The sequence below is a fragment of the Kiloniella majae genome (genome assembly GCF_002118315.1).
Taxonomy (GTDB): Bacteria; Pseudomonadota; Alphaproteobacteria; order Kiloniellales; family Kiloniellaceae; genus Kiloniella; species Kiloniella majae.
Map to the genome: position 1 here is coordinate 589,638 of NZ_MTSZ01000003.1, position 18,522 is coordinate 608,159.

The following is an 18,522-nucleotide window of genomic DNA, read 5'->3' on the forward strand; positions in this document are numbered from 1 at the left end:
CTATTGTCGCTGCTCTTTACAACTGCGTCAAGGCATCTTCATCGTCGTCTTGTTTGTCCATTTGAGCTTTGGCTTTTTCATCGGACTGGATTTTTTCCATGGTGTTGGCGAGTTTTACCGTTGCGTCTTTCAGCGACGATAGCGGCATGATCAGGGTTGTTGTCGGTTCGGAAACCAGTTTGCCAACGTTATTCGGGTCGCGGACGATTTGGCGCAGTTCGATGCGGACGTTGCCGTTAACAACCGTGATGGAACCAACGCCATCTGTGAATACATGTTCCATGGGGGCTAATCCTTTAACAATAGTTGTCCATCTGTTTATACATCATCTTAGTACTGTTTTTATGTGCCTCTATATGTTCGTTGTAAGTTCATGATAACAACCCAATGGTCAAATGAAGTACAAACATTATGGAGGCATGAAGAAAATTGTGTCCATTTTTAAGATAAAGCAGATCTGGTTTATATTACTTTAACGAGAGAATGAGATCACCCAATAGCTGTAAATCTGTGTGGCTTGCCGGAATTTTCTTCGCTTTTTTGAAACGATTTTCCGCTGCGGTAATGGTGTCTAAGGTTGCGTTCCGTGGTTTTCCAACCAGATAGCCTTGGCGGGAAAGTAGCGTAGCGATGGTTTGTTCCGGGGATGTTGAAGCTTCACTTCCTGGGGCAGGGTAGGCACCTTTATCCCAGAGAAAACCAAGTTTTCCGATGCCGGATTTTACATCATCTTTACCCTGTTGCGGGTGGAAGCGTAGTGCGTTCAGGGCGCCAACGTAATCATTGATGCCTCTGTTATCTGCGCTCAAACCTATAACGTTTATGCCGACAATGGAAAAGGCGCTCTTATCATATAGAAGCAGGGGCGAGCCACTATCGCCGTTTTGAAGGAAGCATTGATGAGCAATACCATCGTTACCTTTGAATTTTTTCGGAGCCTGACAGTTAAAATCAACTGTCTGAGCATTTGGGGCGCCAGCTCGATAACCTGATGTAATTAAACGGGATTGCCCGGTTTTTAGTCGACTGCGAACAGATCTATCAAGGGCATCGAGTTTTAACCAGCCAGTTTGTGTACCAATGGGATCAGCAAGCTCTAAAAGCGCCCAATCGGTTTCTGTGTTTCTGGCAGAGGCTTCGTTCTTTGGTTTATAACGCGATGATTTTTTATAGGATTTGATCTTGGAATGGATCTTGTACTGATCGTGTTGATAGCCTGCGATAAAATGCAGCTCTTGAGGGGCAAGCCATCGTCCTGTTTTTGCGTCATAGATACAGTGAGCGGCGGTCAGTACATGACGTTCACTGACCATTGCGCCGGTACAGTGTGCTCGCCCCGCTGCGTTAAGCCTGCCGATGGTACTCCAGGGGTATTCCATGGCATTAACGAGAATACGCTCCCGTGCAGCGAGCTTTTGAGAAGCCTGACTTGGGGTATTGGATAAGATGACCGCCGACAGGACTGCTAAAAGCATTACTTTGGCGTTTAAAGCTCTTAACAGCCCAAATCTTAATGGCATCGGTAAAACCTAGTGCTGGATAGAGGCGATGAGCTTTTCGCCCTCGACAGAGTTTACCACATCCCTAAGCGCGTTAATAACACCCGTGTCATAGCGATCATTATTTTCTTCGAGAATATCCAATGCTCGCAGAGGTTCCAGCCCATGGCGGTAAGAACGAGGTTCAATTCGCGCACAGAAAACATCGCAAGCCCCAAGAATACGGGCTGTGATCAATATTTCTTCACCAACCAAACCACGAGGATACCCTTTGCCGTCAAGACGTTCGTGCATTTGCATGATCGTTTCCAGAACAGGCAAATCAAAATCAATGCCCCGGAGCAACTGTTGCGTATGTTTAGGATGTTTCTGGATTTCGGCGATCTCTTCTGGTGTCAGGCGTTCTGGTTTGTTGAGAATACTTCGTGGAATAGCCAGTTTACCGATTTGTGACAGGTTTGATGAGATCTCTAATGTGGAAATTTCGAGTGTGCTCAGGTTCATACGTTTGCCAACCATAAGGGCAAAAAGACATACACGACGCGAATGTCCGCCTAAGTACGGATCGCGGAGTTCCACGGCGCGAACCAAAGCAGTTACCATCTGTTTGACAGCTTTTTCTTTTTTGCGCTGTTCTTCAACGATTTCTGTAACGTCCCGGAAAACAGAAACGATGCCGGATACCTGATTGTCTTCACCAACAAATGGCACTTTGCTGATTTGCAGATGATGTTCTTTGTTGTTCAGGAATACGCGTTCGTTGTTGGTAACCACACCGCCGGTAGAAACGGCGCGTTGATCACTGATCGACATTCTGGCTGCGGTGCCGGTGCCAAAGATAGCGGCATCATCCATGCCAAGAAGCTGATCTTCTTCTCGGCCAACACCTTTGGCAAAGGCCGGATTAATATAGCGATAGCTGCCATCGACCGCCTTCAGGCCGATGAAGTCAGCAATGGAGCCATTAATTTTATCCAGCAACTGTTTTTGCGCATGAATGCGTGTGGCGAGATCTTTGAACTGTTTCGCCAATGCACCGTTATGCTCACTGTTCAGGCGCCACCAGAAGGCTAGGAAGACAGCCGCGACGATAAGTACGATAAAGCCAGCGAGGAGGTAGGCAATATTTCTGAACTCAATCAGGCTTTTTTCTGCACTTACGCGATCAACTTCCTGGAAAATCCACAACTGATCAGGGATCAAAGGAGCGCCAACTGAATAGACCTCTTTAGCGGCAATCCCGATCGTCGGGCGAAGGGCAAAGGCAAAGATATCTTCGTTGTTTGATGTCAGTGTGATATCGCGGATTAGCTCTGGATCCTGTGGCGTTATTTCCTGGAAACCTTTGTTGGTAATTTGGACCATTCTGGTGATTTCGCCTTCTTCAGACAAAGCTCGTTGAGAGAGAAATTCACCAAATTTTGTGGTTACAGGAAAAGTAAGAAGCATCAGGCCAACAGGCTCTTCTTCATCCGCTTCTGACTGTGCGGGTAGTACAGGTAGCAGTAAGTCCATGACCAGCCCGGATGAATCAACACGTACCGGACCAAAGGTTACTTCCTTGCGTCCGAATGCTGACATGGCAAGTTGCTTTTGCTGCTCGGTTACTGGGTCCGCACCGCCACTGGTCAGGTAAGCGATACCTGTTTTTCCAAACAGATAGCTAGTTGTGAAATCACTGTTAATGGTAAAGTCAGTGAGAACACGTTCCATAAAGGGAAGCTGTTCAAACAGAGAAACCCCAAGACTTGAATCGGGATCTTCGTCTGGTTTTGGGGGAACAATCTGGGTGAAATCGCCACCCGCAAGATCTACTTCGTATGCAAAGAGACGGAAAAGTTCATTGGATACCAACCTGTCGGATTGTGCCCGGACAGAGTCTAGCCAGGTCTGTACAAGCTCGCTACGTCCGGAAGCGAGAATTTCCTGTCTATCCTGAACTTTGGCTATAACAGTGCTTTTCCTGTCATTAATGATTAAGCCCGGGACAATAATCGACATGAGTATGAGGGCACCAATAACAAGAGCCGCGGTGACAACTGTACGCCGGTTAGCCGGGCGTTCAGATGTGGCCATATCGTTTATGGCGTGAAATTCGAATTTCTCTTTACCGTTTTTCTTCATTGTTTTCCGCTCTGTCCCCCCGGGGAGCATTTGTGTCTTTGGACTGTTTTCATCATCTTACTTGATATGTGCCCAACGTGTCGTCGAATTCATAGAGTACTGAGGTATATAATGGCGATATTTTGTATGCGTCAGGATCAGGTTTGAAAGACTGTCCAGTATCAGGATATCGTTCTTTTCATATATTGCCAGTACTGCGTGCCCAATACCACGGATACTATCCTTTAAAATCACAATACGCATTTCGTTGTCTTTAAAACCAAGTTCTTTCAAGGCATAGAATTTGGCGATGGAATAGTCTTCGCAGTCACCGGATGTTCGCATGAACTGGTTGGGCGAGGCCCAGTATTCGCTAACACCATAAACTTCGTGGTCCAGTTTATAGGGCCAACGGTTAAAGAATTTATTTACCGTATCAAGCTTCTGTCGCCGCGACATGTTCTTGGCGGCATGAATTATTTTCCGCCAGGATTTTTGTTGCGGTGTTTTACAATTGGCGATGTTGTTTGCGCAGGCGTTAAATGACCTGATTTCAGGTTTTGATTTTTTTAACACACGGGCCCATTGTGGTAGCGCTTTGAATGACTTGGATCTGAATTCAACTGTTCTGAACAGGGCTGTCCCTTTACCCTTGGCTGCCTTGGCCAAATCACCAAGCGACTGGGCATGCGCAGCATCCATAGGCATCGTGTTCACAAGAACAGAAGCCAAGGATGCAATTAATGCGGCCTTTTTGATGATTTGTAACGGCTTAAAGTCGGTCAAGGGCTGCGTCGCGTTCGCCAGAAATAAATAAAATTATGCAGCTTCTAAAATGGCAAAGAACCGCTTAACAGAGTCTTAATTTTTATGGTGTGGAAGAGGTAAATTTGTCGCGTTCACGTTGTGTTGATGGTGAGCATCCAATCGAATGCTCACCATAATAAATTTAAGATAAATTCTTACTTTTCCCGAAGGGCTGAATCGCGTGCTTTCAGGATTGGCTTTAACAGGTAATCCATAACAGTTTTCTTACCTGTTAGAATTTCGACATTTGCTGTCATACCGGGAATAATTTCCAGCTCCTTACCTTTGCTGACAATTTTATTATCAGCAGTACGCAGATAGACACGATAGAAACTCTCGCCTTCTTCATCCTTGATGGTACTAGCTGAAATACGTTCCAGCTTCCCTTCGAGCCCCCCATAAATAGAGAAGTCATAGGCTGTAACTTTGATGGTTGCTTTCTGGCCAGAGCGAAGAAAGGCACGGTCAGATGGACGGATTTGGGCTTCGACAAGCAGGGTGTCATCCAGTGGGACGATTTCAACAATATCTTCACCCGGACGAATAACACCACCAACAGTGTTACGCTTTAGTTCTTTGATTGTACCGCGAACAGGGGATCTGATATCTGTTCTCTGAACAGTATCCACACCTGCTGCAACACGTTCGCTCAGCGACTTCATCTCTGCACGAGATCTGTTGAGCTCATCAGATACTTCTGCTTTTGTAGTCAGGACCATTTCGTCAATACGTTGCTTTGCCTCTAGGACAGCGCCTTCTAGGCGAGGCAAACTTGTACGCAACGTTTTGATTTCACCTTCAAGGTCTGCAACTTGACGATCAATACGGATAAGTTCAAGCCTTGGCGAAATGCCTTTGTCGACAAGTGGTTTGGTTATGTTGCGCTCTTCGCGTGCCAAAGCAAGAGAGTTCCTCAGTTGCCCTATCCGGCTCTTCACCTCTGATACTTCATGGCGGCGTTGTCGGGACTGATTTTCAAGAACTTTGATTTGTGCTTCTTGTTGAAGCTTTCTTGCATTGTATAGCGATGTTTGATCCGCGACTTGATCCGGTGCGCTTTGAAGTTCTGCTTCTGTATATTCCAAAGGCGTATCGTTCAGCTCTGCGGTCAGACGTTTGACTGTCGCGGAGAGAATTTTTAGTTGCTCGTTAGAATCTTTTACCGTTGACGTAGCTTGAGAATTGTCAATACGAAGAAGGATATCCCCCTTCTCAACGATATCACCTTCCTGAACCATAAGTTCGGTAATAATACCCCCCTCGAGATTCTGGATAATTTGGGTTTTTTGTGCCGGTATAAAGGTACCTTCGCCACGTGTTACTTCATCCAGCTCTGCCATGGTTGCCCATGTGCCGAACACGAGGAAAAACAAAAATGCTGTGAAGGTAAGCGTGTAGGCGATACGGCGCCCTCTTCTGAGGGTCGCGGCATGTAGATCTGGAGCAAATAATAGATCTTCGTCTTTTTTAGACATGGAAGACATGATTGGGCCTTTTCCTTGTGTCTTTATTTCTGTCTGATTGTTCTCAATGGCTTATGGATCAGGAGGCTATCCGGCGCTCGCCCGGATTTGTCCCTGTTTCAAGGCTTCAAGAACCTCTGCTTTTGGTCCGTCAGCGACGATCCGGCCACTATCGACAATGACCAGACGATCAACCAGTGTAAGCAGTGAACTTCGATGAGTGACCAGAACCAGTGTTTTTCCAACAACTGCTTTTGATAGGCGTTGTTTGAATGCTGCTTCTGATGAGTTATCCATACCACTTGTTGGCTCATCCATTAGCAGGATTGGCGGATCAAGAAGTAATGATCTGGCAATAACAACGGCTTGCCGTTGCCCACCTGAAAGGGACATGCCACGTTCACCGACCTGGAGATCAAATCCATGAGGATGTGTTTTAAGAAAATCCGTTACACCTGCAAGGGATGCGGCACGCAGAATTGTCTGATCATCCACGTGTGGAGCTCCAAAAGAGATGTTCTCTTTTACGGATCCGAAGAAGAGATAGTTATCTTGTGAAACGTAACCGATATTTCTGCGAAGATCCGCTGGATCAATCTGGCGGATATCGGTGCCATCGGCAAGGACGGAACCTTCGGTTGGATCGTAAAGCCCCAGGCAAAGGCGTGCGATTGTTGATTTTCCCGAACCAATGCGCCCCAGGATACCAACACGTTCGCCCGGTTTAACTTTGAGGCTGACGTTATCGAGCGCTTTGACTTCTTGTCCCGGGTAATTGAACGTTATTTTTTTTAGTTCAATTTCACCGCTTAGACGTGGGCGGTGAAGATAGGTTTTGTCTTCTGAACGCTCAACTTCTGAACTCATGATGTTATCAAGCGATTTCAAAGCAACACGAGACTGTTGTAATCTGGTAAGCATACCCGCAATGGTACCAAGAGGTGCAAGCGCACGTCCGCTCAGCATACTGGAGGCAACGAGAGCACCCATGGTCATCTCTTTTTCGATGATCAAAAACACGCCGACGATGACAACAACAACGGTGGTCATCTGAATGGCCAACTGTGCAAAGGTCGTTGAAATACCTGATAGTAGTTTAGCTTTACCGGCTGAGTCCGCCGTTAAACCGACAAAGCGTTCCCACGAACGTTGAATGCGCCCTTCTGCTGCCGTCGTCTTGATGGTCTCTAGTCCATCGATAGTTTCAACCAGCAAGGCATGCTTTTGGCTGGATTCTTTGTGGGTTCTTTCAATAACTTTCCGCAGGGGAATTTGAAGGAATACACCGACGAGAATGACCAGCGGCACAACAATCAATGGTATCACAGCAACCTGTGGGGCTGCGACAATCGAAATAATCCAGATAAAGAGGAAAATAAAAGGTAAGTCGATCAGAGCAACCAGAGTACCTGATGTAAAGAAGTCCCGGAGCGACTCAAATTCTCGCAGGTTGTTTGCCATGGCCCCGGTTGAAGGGGGTTTGTTAGAAAGTTTCATTGCCATAAGCTGTTCAAGCAGACGGCTGGCAATGATTACATCAGCGTTTTTACCTGCTACATCAACCAAATAGGTTCGCAGGTTTTTCATAATAAATTCAAAAAGGAAGACTGTTGTCACCCCGATTGCCAGAACAGCAAGTGTGGCACTGGCTCCGTTCGGAACTACGCGGTCATACACATTCATGACGAACAAAGGGCTGGCGATGGCAAACATGTTGATCAAAATGGACGCCAACATAACATGGCTGTAGATCGGCCAGAATTTGAACAGTGTTCCCCAGAACCAGGCTTTAGGTTTTTTTAGCTGGATATCTGATGCACGTGAGTCAAACTTGTACTCTGTCCGCGCAAATATTGCATAGCCTGTGTACTGTTCCTGAAGTTCTTCTACGGTAATTTCTCTTTGCCCGCGCCCTTCCGGTATGGCGATGTTGGCCTTGCCGGATTTTGTGTAGTTCAGAAGAATGCAGGCTCCGCCTTGTTTTAGCAGAACAATACAGGGAAGTGTAACGGGTTGAATATCTTCGATTGTTGCCCGGCGAACGGTTCTTGCTGTTAAGCCCGCACGTTCCGCGGCACGAACAGCCAAGTCGGGTGTGAAGTGGGCATCGCTGTGCGGAAGTCCGGCTTTCAGTGCTTCAACGGATATAGGCCTTTGCATCATCGACGCAAGCATATACACACATTCAAGAAGTGGATCTTCGAAGTTTACAGAGCCGGGATCAACCTGCCACTCTGCTTTAGGTGGCACACCACCGTCGATCACTTCTGAAGCTTTCAGAGCATCAGCAGCTTGCTGTTTGGCCTGCTCTTCTGCTGCTTTTTTCTCTTTTGCGGAAACCTTTTTACCACTCTTGGGTTTACTCGCTGTATTCTCAGAACTCATTCTATCCCCGTTTCCCCCGAAAAATAGTATTCAAGACCCTAAGGGAGTGTAGGGCCTTGGCGCAAAATCATATGATCTATCTGTTAACCTTAATAACTAAATCTAGCTTGCCTGTTTAAGGTTAACGAATAGTTGAGTAAGACCGCTGGTGTCCTTATTTTTAAGCATAATAATCTTAAATATTTCAAGAATTAAGCGATAATACAAAATAATATACAGGCTTCATAGCATACTTCGCAGATAAGGCCAAAGAATGTCACGTGACAAGTAAATGGCAGAAAAAAGGAAGAAAAAGACAAAGCCAGCTGCATGATGCAACTGACTTTGTAAAATACCGATCTCTAAGTAAATCAAGCTATAACTAGATTATATCTTATAGAAATTATTGTGCTGTCGCTTCTTTCAGATAAGCCAGCAGGTCTTCAATCTGTTTTTCTTTTTTCAGGCCGCCGAAGCCCATTTTTGTTTTGGGAACAAATGCTTTTGGTTTTTTCAGGAATTGGGCCAGATTTTCTTCCGTCCAGGTAATTCCTGATGCTTTCATGGCTTTGGAATACTTGTACCCTTCGACACTGGCGGCGGGGCGGCCAAATAGCCCTGCTAAATCAGGACCGATTTTATTTTTACCTATTGTGTGACAAGCTTTGCACTTGTTAAAGACTTTCTTCCCGGCAGCCGGATCCCCTGCTGAGGCCTGTCCAATATAAAGCGATGAGGTTACGGCGAAGCTCATTGCAAGAACTAAAAATCTGTTACGTGTAGATATCGACAAAGTTATTCTCTCCTGATTGAAGCTGATTAAGCAGCTTTCTCGTTATATGGTCAGCCTCAGAGTGAGTGAGGTTTAAACCTGCGCGATTGATAAGGGGTATCATGCGGGGGGAAAGTTAATTTGTCTGTAAGGTCTCGCGAACACGTGATTGAGTGCGAGAAATTGTTATATCTATATGCAAATAAAAAACCCGAGCTCTGAAGCCCGGGTTTTTTGCGTACAAGCACTTAGTGAGCTTAACTATTCTCTTGTAGATAAGCGATAAGATCTTCAATTTGTTTGTCTTTCTTCAAGCCACCAAAAGACATTTTTGTTTTTGGCACGAATTTTTTAGGTTTCTTGAAGAATTCAGCGAGGTTTTCTTCCGTCCATGTAATGCCGGAAGCTGTCATTGCTTTGGAATATTTATAGCCTTCTACGGAAGCAGCGGCTTTGCCAATAATACCGTGGAGGTTTGGACCAACTTTGTTTTTCCCACCTGCATCAATAGTGTGGCAAGCTTTACATTTTTTAAAGACCTTTTTGCCCGCGGCTGCATCGCCAGCTTGGGCGGCGCTAAGGCTAAGACCTAATCCGATAACAAGGCCCAAGGCCATGGTGGCGATTTTTGCCATAATTACTCTCTCCTGAATAGTATGTGTCGTTTCGTTCTATCAGTTAAATGTCGTAGTCGTAATAACTTAGCGAGCCTTCAACATTAATAGATCTTTGGCGAGTTGTCTTGGTGCAACTTAGCTCAATAGATTTGTTTAAGAATTGATTATGCTCAATTTTATCCTGCTGACGAGCGTTTTCCTTCTTTATTTGCTGATGCGTGCGGTAATGTCGCAGTTTCATGCAAGGCTATTGATAGCGTCTTCAAGCTCCCAAAAAGTGTCTATAGTGATATCTGGGTTTTGGGCTTTTGCTGCTTCGGTACCGTAGCCATGGGTGAATAGAATAGAAGGTATCCCGGCGTTTCTAGCGGCAAGGACGTCATTGACGCCATCGCCGATCATAATTGCCTGCTCTGTGCTTGCCCCTGCTTCATCCAAAAGTTTAAGGATGTGATCAGGGTTTGGTTTTTTTACGGGGTAGCTATCTCCACCAACAGCTTTGTCGAACAGATTGTTGAGGTCGAGCCTGTTCATGATTTCCAGGGTCGGTGCATAGGGTTTGTTGGTGCAAATTAAAAGTTTCCAACCCGCTGCTTTCAGGTTTCTGAGGACAGTACGACAGTTTTCGTAAAGATGGGTTTCAACAACAAGATTTTCTGAATAGATCTCGAGAAAATTTTTGACTTTTTCTTTCAGTTCATTTTCTGACAGGGCGGATCCTGTCGCGGCGTAACCACGCTCAACCAGCTTTGTCGCGCCATCACCAATCATGGATTTAACTTCGATAAGGTCTGGTTCTCTGCGCCCTTCGTTTTTCAATAGGATTTGTAAAGATAAAGCGAGGTCCGGTGCACTTTCAATAAGAGTGCCGTCCAGGTCGAAGACAAGTACATTGCGTTTGGTCATAAAGATAAACTTGTTTTGTTGATGATATGCTTCTCGGTACGATAGGGGCAAAAGCTAAACAGGATTATTCTTTTAAACAAGAACTCTTCATTTCCAATTTATAGAGAGCATTATCCTGTAATAAATCGAAATATAATGTAACACACAGAAATAAAAGGTGATTTGAGCTACAATTTCTTCTATGTCAGTTTTTGCTCGCTATATTTTCGCCTGATTTTGTTGATAGGACATATTCTAATGGTTGATCCCAAGAGGGGTAGGGGGTAAGCACTGTGAAAGACTTAACCAACGGTGATCCTTGGGACCTCCGAGATTGATGAATACTAGAGATCTATGACTAAACGTAAACTCGCCGTGATTGTGTTGGCTGCTGGCCAGGGCACCCGAATGAAATCAGATTTGCCAAAGGTTCTTCATTGCCTCGCAGAAAAACCCATGCTGTCGCATGTTTTAGATGGTGTTGAGACTCTTTCTCCTGATCGTATCGTCGTTGTCGTTGGTCCTGATGCTCAGGCTGTAGAAAAAGCGGCGGCACCTCATAAGACAGTTGTTCAGGCCGACCGTCTGGGGACGGGGCATGCGGTGAAACAGGCTTTTGTGGCTCTGGACGGTTTCTGTGGTCCGGATGATCAGGCGGACATTATGGTGATCTTTGGGGATACACCACTTATTCAGCCTGAAACCTATCAAGCTATGTTAACACAAAGATGTTCCGAAAATGGACCCAAGCTTATTGGTCTGGCTTTTCGTCCTAAAGAACCCGGGCGTTATGGACGGGTTAAGCAGGATAGTAGTGGCCGCGTTATGGGCATCATTGAACATGCTGATGCAACAGATGAAGAGCGCGCGATTGATCTTTGCAATGCAGGCATTTTGCTCGGTGAGGGCCCGACAGTACATCGATTGATCAATCAGCTGGATAATAACAATGCCCAAGGTGAATACTATCTTCCGGTAATTTTTGATTTTGCTTACGCTGAAGGTCTGGACACACGTGCGGTTGAAGCAGGCGAAGAAGAAGTCATGGGGGTTAATTCTCGCCAGGAGTTAGCCGTTGCTGAGCGTATTTTACAACAGCGTCTGCGTGCGAAGGCAATGGCTCAGGGGGTGACTTTGATGGACCCTGATACGACATGGCTTTCGACAGATACACAATTCGGTCGAGATATTATTATCGAACCATCAGTTTTTATCGGTCCAAAAGTTTCCATTGCTGATAACAGCCATATCAAAGCTTTCAGTCATTTGGAAGGTGCAATCATTGGTGAGGGAGCTGCAATCGGTCCTTATGCCAGATTGCGTCCGGGTACAGTGATTGGAAAAGGTGGCAAGGTTGGTAATTTTGTCGAAACCAAAAATGCTGTACTTGGCGAAAGTGCCAAGGTCAATCATTTGAGCTATATCGGTGATGCCGAAGTTGGCGCGAAAGCGAACATTGGTGCTGGAACAATTACCTGTAACTACGATGGGTTCAATAAATGGAAGACCTCTATTGGTGAGGGCGCCTTTATAGGATCTAACACGGCGCTGGTTGCCCCTGTTGATATTGGTGCAGGTGCTATTGTCGGGGCGGGATCGACTGTTACAAAGTCAGTCTCTGACGATGCAATGGCTGTCGTCCGGGGACGTTTGATTGACAAGGCCGGTGCCGGGGCGAGTTTCCGTGCCAGTCGCAAAAAAATTAAAGAAGAGAAAAAAGGCTAAAGCATTATGTGTGGCATCATTGGTATTATCGGTACAAAGCCTGTTGTTCCTCTCTTATTAGATGGTTTGAAGCGGTTGGAATACCGTGGATATGATTCCGCGGGTATTGCAACACTGGTTGATGGTGGTCTGGAAAGACGTCGGGCTCAGGGCAAACTTGTTAATTTGCAGAATCGTGTCGAAGAAGATCCAATTACGGGTATGACAGGTATTGGACATACCCGCTGGGCAACACATGGCCGCCCCAATGAAACTAATGCTCACCCTCATGCCAGTGACAAGGTATCGCTGGTGCATAATGGTATTATCGAAAATTTTCAGGAACTTCGTGCAGAACTGGATGCCAAAGGGCAAGTATTTCAGACCGAAACCGATACTGAAGTTGTTGTGCATTTGATCACAAATTATCTGCATGATGGTTTGTCACCTGAAGAAGCCGTTCATACGACCCTCAAGCGTCTGGAAGGGGCTTTTGCCCTTGCGATTGTTTTTGCAGGTCGAGAAGATTTGATGATCGGAGCAAGGCGTGGCAGCCCGCTTGCCGTTGGTTATGGTGACGGCGAGATGTATTTGGGGTCTGATGCTCTTTCCCTTGCTCATCTGACAGATCAGATTTGTTATCTTGAAGAAGGGGACTGGGTCGTTTTGGACAATAATGGTGCGACCATCCGGGATCTTGCAGGGAATCTGTTGAACCGCGAAGTTATTCAGACTGCTGTGTCTGGCGCCATGATTGGCAAAGGCCAATACCGTCACTTTATGCAGAAGGAAATTTATGAACAGCCAGCTGTTGTTGGCGACACACTGCATACATTCTTTAATCCGCTGGCACGTTCAATCCAACTACCTGATTTTCCCTTCGATTTAGCTAATATTTCTCGTTTGACCATTGTTGGGTGTGGTACGGCATCTTTGGCAGGAATGGTGGCTAAATACTGGCTTGAGCAGGAAGCTCGCCAACTGGTCGAAGTCGATATCGCGTCCGAGTTCAGATACCGTGAAGCCCCGTTGCCGGAAAATGGTGTCAGTCTGTTTATTTCTCAATCCGGTGAGACGATTGATACTCTTGCTGCGCTTCGTTATGCCAAGGAGCAAGGGCAAAAGATTATATCTGTTGTCAATGTACCTGAATCAACTATCGCCCGTGAATCAGACATGGTTCTGCCGACTTTGGCTGGTCCTGAAATTGGTGTGGCATCAACCAAGGCTTTTACCACACAGCTTACTGTTCTGGCCTGCCTTGCTATTGGTATCGGTCGCGCCAAAGGAACCATTACGCCGGAACGTGAAGCAGAGCTGTCTTCGGCTTTGACCGAAATTCCATCAAGAATTACTGAAATCCTGAATACAGACGAGGCCATCCGTAAAATATCTGCTGATGTTAGTGAAGCAAGGGATGTGCTTTATCTTGGTCGTGGTAATCTCTATCCCATGGCGATGGAAGGAGCATTGAAGCTTAAGGAAATCAGTTACATTCACGCTGAAGGGTATGCCGCGGGCGAAATGAAACATGGTCCCATTGCTTTGATTGATGAAAATGTCCCTGTCATTGCCTGTGCCCCAAGTGGACCGATGATGGAAAAGACGATCTCGAACCTTCAGGAAGTACATGCCCGCGGCGGACAGATTATTCTGTTCTCTGACGAAGAAGGTGTTGCCCGGGCCGGAGATATTGCCAAGCATAGTGTTGTCTTGCCAAGGGTTGATCCCTTTGTGGCACCGATCCTTTATGCCCTCCCCATTCAGCTTCTCGCCTATCACACAGCTGTTCTGAAGGGGACAGATGTGGATCAGCCCAGAAATCTTGCCAAATCTGTGACTGTTGAGTGATTGCGGATTAATTGATGAGAAAACGCAGTGCTGTTCGGGCGATTATATTGTCGCCTGATGATAAGATTTTATTGGCGCGTATGCAGTACCCAAATACGGAACCCCTGTGGTTAACCCCTGGCGGTGGACTTGAGGTTGACGAAGATCCTGTTGCTGCTTTGCGTCGGGAATTGAATGAAGAGATTTTTATTTCTGATTGGGATATTGGCCCATTGGTTTGGACCAGAGAACATCGCTTGACCTTTAATCAACGGGATATCTGCGTGGATGAAATTTTTTATGTAGTCAGATCCACAAAGTTTGATCCGCCACAGGCCATGCCTGATGAAAATGAAAATCAGTATTTTCATGGCTATCGTTGGTGGGGCGTCGCAGATATTAATGCATCTGATGAAACTTTTGTGCCCTTAAAAATAGGAACGTATCTCCCTGATTTGATCAACAGTATTATTCCCGCGAAACCTATTGATGTCGGGGTTTAGTTTTTAGAGGGAAGGCATATAGGTATTATTATCTTAGCCTTTGATGTCCTTTGAAAATATCTCTATAAAATGCTCTGACATCACAAAGCGAGCGCGATAAAATGACAATAGAGATCTTGCAGGCCGATACACAGACCATTCATAAAGTGGTGGAATGTTTTGATCTTTACCGTCAGTTCTATGGTCAGGAAAGTGACCGCAAAGCTTGTGAGGTTTTCCTTTCAGAACGTCAGGATAGTTCTGAATCCGTGGTGTTTTATGCTCAAAATAATAGCGGTGATGTTCTTGGGTTTACCCAAATTTATCCAACATTTTCGTCGGTTTCACTCAGACGGGATTTAATCCTGAATGATCTGTTCGTGCATGAGAAAGCACGGGGACAGGGCGTTGCCAGAAAGCTGTTAACTGCGGCACGTGATCATGGGAAAAAGGTGAACTCCAAAGGTATTTTGCTGGAGACGGATATCCTTAATGCAAAAGCCCAGTCCCTCTATGAATCCTTCGGATTTGAGCGTGAAACTGATCACTACTTTTATTATCTAACGATTTAATTTAGAAGGTCCTCAAGAGGTATTGTAATAATCACTCTTGGTTCTTGCTAATCCGCCAAACGTAGCATCTTGTAGGCTTTAAACTCAGGCCGTTAGACTTTTGAAATTTTTATCTAATGAAAAATACACCTTCTTGCTGGGGTGTATTCCTATTGGTGTCTATATGGCCATTAGTAGGTGTTGTTGAGGGTACTCAGATAATGAAACGTATTAATGTTATTGGAACCAGTGGTAGTGGCAAGTCCACTGTTGCCCGTAATCTTGCCAGTGTATTGGGGTATCCTCATATCGAGATGGATGTTTTCACTGGAAACCAAATTGGGAAAACGCTTCAGATAAAGAATTTCTTTCTGCAATTACCGAAAGTACGTCTGGTACAACTTGGATACTAGATGGAAACTATAATCACACGCAATCTATCAAATGGACTAATGTTGATACTGTTATTTGGATAGATTATTCGTGGATAAGAACATTTTACCAAGCGTCAAAACGTGCCGTGATTCGAGCTGTAATGAAGAAAGAAAACTGGCCGGGTACAGGCAACATCGAGAGCTTCAGAAAAACGTTTTTAAGTAGAGATTCAGTTCTGCTTTGGACAATGAAAAGTTATAAAAGTAACAAAAAGTATTATGAGAAAATACTGAATGATAAAAAATATACTCATATCAATTTTGTGCGTTTAACCTGCCCTGCTGATACCAGAAAATTTATGACTTCTCTAACGGCTGGTTGCACATAAAATCAGAAGTAAGTTGCCCTTTGAAAGGAATAATCTACTGTTTCTTAGGGGAGGTTATTCCAACTCCAGTACAACAGGTTGGTGATCTGACGCATCAGTTTGTTCATCTACACGCACATTTTTCACGTTGGACACAAGGCTTTCTGTGATGAAGAAAAAATCCCGGCAATGGGGGCCTTCTGGCCATTGCTCCGGGTCGAAGATGCCGCAGGTCGGGGCGTGGCTTTTACCCTTGTGAAAAGCGAGCCATGCATCAATATAATGTTCCGATATTTCCGGTATTTCTGAATTTAACAGGCGATAGGTTTGTTCGCCAACGACGGCATTAAAATCTCCGCAAATAATACTGCGTTCTGGTCTGGGCAACGCCGCGTAGGGGCCTGATTGCGGGGCTATATGGTGATAGTCCTGGTTTGCGATAACCTCTTCCTGTGCCTTGCATAGATATTCAGCTTGCGCATAACGTTGTTTGTTACAGTGGTATTCAAGATGTGTTGTTGCAATGCGCAAGGGGCCACTTTCGAGATCAACAATAATTTCCAGTGCTTGCCGCGGCATGTTCTTGCAGGGCTTTTCCGGGCGCGGTTGGGGCAGTAGGTGATTGAAAACCTGTACAACGGGCAGACGTGAAAGGACCATGTTGCCAAATTGACGTCGATTGGCCTCTCCGGGATACAGGTGGTCTATTGCCGGACCAAAAAAAGACGCATGTTCAGGAAACAGGTCTGCGAGAATAGTGTATTGATCTGCTGCCTGACCTTTGTCAGAGATTGGGTCAAAACGTGCAACTTCTTGAAGGCAAATAATATCCGGGTCACCTTGGGATTTTATGACCTTTGCAATCCGCTCAAGGTCGACTGTGCCGTCTACACCAATGCCACATTGAATATTCCAGCTTATAATTATTGTCATTTGATTCCCGCATGCATAAATGACTGTACAAATTGGCGCTGGAAAAGAAGAAACGCAACAAGTAAAGGCGCAACGGCCAAAAGAGTTCCGGCAGTAATGATTGACCAATCAACACCTGATTCCGGAGCGCCAAAAATAGCAAGGCCAACGGTTAAGGGGCGCGTTGTTACGGAATTGGTAATGACAAGTGGCCAGAGAAAATTGTTCCAGTGATAGCTGATTGATACCAAGCCAAAAGCGACATAGGTTGGCCGGGCAAGTGGGACGTAAACTTTCCACAGTATTTGCCATAAAGAACATCCCTCAATTTTTGCCGCATCCTCTAGCTCATGGGGAATTGTTTTAAAGGTTTGTCTTAAAAGGAATATGCCAAAAGCGCTTGCCATGTAGGGTAAGCCAATTGCCAGAATGCTGTCGACAAGACCAAGGTTACTCATTGTCGTGTAGTTCTCTACAATCAAGACTTCGGGCATAATCATGAGCTGAATTAGGACGAGGCCAAAAGCGATTGATTTACCCGGAAACTCGAACCGGGCAAAAGAGTAGGCCGCCAGGGTGCAGAGAACGAATTGGACGAGAAGAATAGACGTGACCAGTAAAAAGGTATTGAGGAAATAACGCGCAAAAGGGGCCTGTTCCCATGCCGTGGCAAAGTTATCCAATGTCAACGGTGCAAAAAGCTCAAAGCGGGTCGCGTATTCAGCAGGGTGAAACGCAGCCCAAAGCGCATAGATGAGCGGTAGGACCCAGAGAAAAGCGAGAAAATAGGCTGCGCTTGATTCAAGAGAGATTGAGAACTTTCGTCCTTGCAGGTTGATAATCACTGGTAGTGGACCTTTTTATCAAGAAAGACAAACTGCCCGATTGCAATAATTGCGAGTACAGCGAGAAGAATTACCGTAAGGGTTGATGCGTAAGCTTGATCAAGGAAGCTGAAAGCAACCTCATAGATATAATAGAGCAATAGTGAGCTTGCGTTATCTGGCCCACCCTTTGTTAAAATGAACAAGTGATCGACCAACTTGAATGAATTGATTACGGCATTGATCAGAACAAATAAGGTTGTTGGCATTAATAATGGAAACATAATTCTGCGGAAATAGTACCAGCGACTGGCCCCTTCCAGACGGGCGGCTTCTTCTAGCTCGGGTGACAGTGTCTGCAGCGCGGCGAGGTAAAAAATCATGAAAAACCCAGCTTCTTTCCAGATGGTTATTACGATAATACAGCCTAAAACTGTATCTGGATCGCCGAGCCAGTTATGACTTTCTATGCCAAAAACACTGGCTACTTGATCGATTAAACCAATTTCTGGTGTGTAAAAGAAAAGCCAGATATTTGCGACTGCAATCATTGGCAGCATCGTGGGTAAGAAAAAACTCATACGTGCCAAAGATTTAAACTTTAAACGGCTATTCACCCAAATAGCCATCATCAATGCCAAGGCTATCGAAATGGGAATGGTGAATAGTGCGTAAATCACATTGTTCCATGCTACTTGCCAGAATACATCGTCTTCTAACATGAAAGTATAATTCTCTAATCCCACAAATGCTGCTGGTCTTATTGCTGTGCCCTGGGAGAAGAAGCTTTTCGCTAATGTCGCAAGAGTAGGGTAATAGGTGAAGGCCAACAGAAATAAGGTGGCTGGCAATAATAAAAGCCACCCATATAGCTGATGTTTTGTCGAAGCATGCTTCATCTATTGGTACTCATAAATTATTCAACGGAAACGAACGAAGATAGAAACAGAAGACCCCGGAGACGATA

General features: G+C 45.4%; 17 protein-coding genes. 5 read left to right on the forward strand and 12 right to left on the reverse strand.

Annotated elements, in window-relative coordinates; translation table 11 throughout:
- Window positions 1–16: 16 nt before the first annotated feature.
- The 9 genes from BKB51_RS12295 to BKB51_RS12340 all read right to left on the reverse strand — a co-directional run bounded on the left by BKB51_RS12295 (window position 17) and on the right by BKB51_RS12340 (window position 10,531).
- Window positions 17–283 (reverse strand): hypothetical protein, encoded by a 267-nt coding sequence (locus tag BKB51_RS12295; RefSeq protein WP_085901367.1) that lies wholly within the window; start codon window positions 281–283, stop codon window positions 17–19.
- Window positions 284–467: 184 nt separating this feature from the next.
- Window positions 468–1,520: a trypsin-like serine peptidase gene (locus BKB51_RS12300; protein WP_085901368.1), complete on the reverse strand. Its 1,053-nt coding sequence runs from the start codon at window positions 1,518–1,520 to the stop codon at window positions 468–470.
- 9 nt (window positions 1,521–1,529) lie between these two features.
- Window positions 1,530–3,623 carry an HD-GYP domain-containing protein gene (locus BKB51_RS12305; RefSeq protein WP_158090219.1) on the reverse strand — a complete coding sequence of 698 codons (2,094 nt, stop codon included), beginning with the start codon at window positions 3,621–3,623 and terminating at the stop codon, window positions 1,530–1,532.
- 57 nt (window positions 3,624–3,680) lie between these two features.
- On the reverse strand, window positions 3,681–4,388 hold the full coding sequence (locus BKB51_RS12310; RefSeq protein ID WP_085901370.1) for a transglutaminase-like cysteine peptidase: 708 nt from the start codon (window positions 4,386–4,388) through the stop codon (window positions 3,681–3,683).
- Window positions 4,389–4,564: 176 nt separating this feature from the next.
- Window positions 4,565–5,893, reverse strand: coding sequence for an HlyD family type I secretion periplasmic adaptor subunit (locus BKB51_RS12315; protein ID WP_085901371.1), 1,329 nt, complete (start codon window positions 5,891–5,893; stop codon window positions 4,565–4,567).
- 66 nt (window positions 5,894–5,959) lie between these two features.
- The gene (locus tag BKB51_RS12320) at window positions 5,960–8,257 is read right to left on the reverse strand and encodes a type I secretion system permease/ATPase (protein ID WP_085901372.1); all 2,298 of its coding nucleotides are present in this window, start codon (window positions 8,255–8,257) and stop codon (window positions 5,960–5,962) included.
- A 382-nt stretch (window positions 8,258–8,639) separates the two neighbouring features.
- A complete protein-coding gene (locus BKB51_RS12325) occupies window positions 8,640–9,029 on the reverse strand; it encodes a c-type cytochrome (protein ID WP_338066533.1) in 390 nt (129 codons plus the stop codon).
- Window positions 9,030–9,265: 236 nt separating this feature from the next.
- Window positions 9,266–9,643, reverse strand: a complete 378-nt coding sequence (locus BKB51_RS12330; RefSeq protein ID WP_085901373.1) for a c-type cytochrome — start codon at window positions 9,641–9,643, stop codon at window positions 9,266–9,268.
- A gap of 219 nt (window positions 9,644–9,862) precedes the next feature.
- Window positions 9,863–10,531, reverse strand: coding sequence for an HAD-IA family hydrolase (locus BKB51_RS12340; RefSeq protein ID WP_085901375.1), 669 nt, complete (start codon window positions 10,529–10,531; stop codon window positions 9,863–9,865).
- A gap of 333 nt (window positions 10,532–10,864) precedes the next feature.
- On the opposite strand from BKB51_RS12340, the gene glmU reads away from it, so the two are divergent.
- The 5 genes from glmU (at window position 10,865) to BKB51_RS20905 (ending at window position 15,490) form a co-directional block, all read left to right on the forward strand.
- Window positions 10,865–12,235 carry a bifunctional UDP-N-acetylglucosamine diphosphorylase/glucosamine-1-phosphate N-acetyltransferase GlmU gene (glmU, locus tag BKB51_RS12345; protein WP_085901376.1) on the forward strand — a complete coding sequence of 457 codons (1,371 nt, stop codon included), beginning with the start codon at window positions 10,865–10,867 and terminating at the stop codon, window positions 12,233–12,235.
- Window positions 12,236–12,241: 6 nt separating this feature from the next.
- Window positions 12,242–14,065, forward strand: a complete 1,824-nt coding sequence (gene glmS / locus BKB51_RS12350; RefSeq protein WP_085901377.1) for a glutamine--fructose-6-phosphate transaminase (isomerizing) — start codon at window positions 12,242–12,244, stop codon at window positions 14,063–14,065.
- 14 nt (window positions 14,066–14,079) lie between these two features.
- Window positions 14,080–14,547, forward strand: a complete 468-nt coding sequence (locus tag BKB51_RS12355) for an NUDIX domain-containing protein (RefSeq protein WP_085901378.1) — start codon at window positions 14,080–14,082, stop codon at window positions 14,545–14,547.
- Window positions 14,548–14,648: 101 nt separating this feature from the next.
- Window positions 14,649–15,098, forward strand: coding sequence for a GNAT family N-acetyltransferase (locus BKB51_RS12360; RefSeq protein ID WP_198946718.1), 450 nt, complete (start codon window positions 14,649–14,651; stop codon window positions 15,096–15,098).
- Between the two features lie 200 nt (window positions 15,099–15,298).
- Window positions 15,299–15,490 (forward strand): shikimate kinase, encoded by a 192-nt coding sequence (locus tag BKB51_RS20905; protein WP_198946719.1) that lies wholly within the window; start codon window positions 15,299–15,301, stop codon window positions 15,488–15,490.
- 404 nt (window positions 15,491–15,894) lie between these two features.
- Here the strand turns inward: BKB51_RS20905 and BKB51_RS12370 are convergent, their stop codons facing one another.
- From BKB51_RS12370 to BKB51_RS12380, 3 genes are read right to left on the reverse strand one after another with little or no spacing between them, the layout of a single operon-like run.
- Window positions 15,895–16,752 (reverse strand): endonuclease/exonuclease/phosphatase family protein, encoded by an 858-nt coding sequence (locus tag BKB51_RS12370; protein WP_085901379.1) that lies wholly within the window; start codon window positions 16,750–16,752, stop codon window positions 15,895–15,897.
- Window positions 16,749–17,576, reverse strand: a complete 828-nt coding sequence (locus BKB51_RS12375; protein ID WP_125911836.1) for a carbohydrate ABC transporter permease — start codon at window positions 17,574–17,576, stop codon at window positions 16,749–16,751. The genes BKB51_RS12370 and BKB51_RS12375 overlap by 4 nt, the downstream gene beginning before the upstream one ends.
- Window positions 17,573–18,454: a carbohydrate ABC transporter permease gene (locus BKB51_RS12380; RefSeq protein WP_085901380.1), complete on the reverse strand. Its 882-nt coding sequence runs from the start codon at window positions 18,452–18,454 to the stop codon at window positions 17,573–17,575. Before BKB51_RS12380 ends, BKB51_RS12375 begins: the two co-directional genes overlap by 4 nt.
- Window positions 18,455–18,522: the final 68 nt, after the last annotated feature.

Excerpts from the sequence above, each read along its gene's own strand:
- BKB51_RS12370 (WP_085901379.1), bottom strand. The coding sequence starts at position 16,752 with ATGACAATAATTATAAGCTGGAATATTCAATGTGGCATTGGTGTAGAC.
- BKB51_RS12360 (WP_198946718.1), top strand. The coding sequence starts at position 14,649 with ATGACAATAGAGATCTTGCAGGCCGATACACAGACCATTCATAAAGTG.
- BKB51_RS20905 (WP_198946719.1), top strand. The coding sequence starts at position 15,299 with ATGAAACGTATTAATGTTATTGGAACCAGTGGTAGTGGCAAGTCCACT.
- BKB51_RS12315 (WP_085901371.1), bottom strand. The coding sequence starts at position 5,893 with ATGTCTTCCATGTCTAAAAAAGACGAAGATCTATTATTTGCTCCAGAT.
- BKB51_RS12295 (WP_085901367.1), bottom strand. The coding sequence starts at position 283 with ATGGAACATGTATTCACAGATGGCGTTGGTTCCATCACGGTTGTTAAC.
- BKB51_RS12320 (WP_085901372.1), bottom strand. The coding sequence starts at position 8,257 with ATGAGTTCTGAGAATACAGCGAGTAAACCCAAGAGTGGTAAAAAGGTT.
- BKB51_RS12355 (WP_085901378.1), top strand. The coding sequence starts at position 14,080 with ATGAGAAAACGCAGTGCTGTTCGGGCGATTATATTGTCGCCTGATGAT.
- glmU (WP_085901376.1), top strand. The coding sequence starts at position 10,865 with ATGACTAAACGTAAACTCGCCGTGATTGTGTTGGCTGCTGGCCAGGGC.
- BKB51_RS12340 (WP_085901375.1), bottom strand. The coding sequence starts at position 10,531 with ATGACCAAACGCAATGTACTTGTCTTCGACCTGGACGGCACTCTTATT.
- glmS (WP_085901377.1), top strand. The coding sequence starts at position 12,242 with ATGTGTGGCATCATTGGTATTATCGGTACAAAGCCTGTTGTTCCTCTC.
- BKB51_RS12330 (WP_085901373.1), bottom strand. The coding sequence starts at position 9,643 with ATGGCAAAAATCGCCACCATGGCCTTGGGCCTTGTTATCGGATTAGGT.
- BKB51_RS12305 (WP_158090219.1), bottom strand. The coding sequence starts at position 3,623 with ATGAAGAAAAACGGTAAAGAGAAATTCGAATTTCACGCCATAAACGAT.
- BKB51_RS12300 (WP_085901368.1), bottom strand. The coding sequence starts at position 1,520 with ATGCCATTAAGATTTGGGCTGTTAAGAGCTTTAAACGCCAAAGTAATG.
- BKB51_RS12380 (WP_085901380.1), bottom strand. The coding sequence starts at position 18,454 with ATGAAGCATGCTTCGACAAAACATCAGCTATATGGGTGGCTTTTATTA.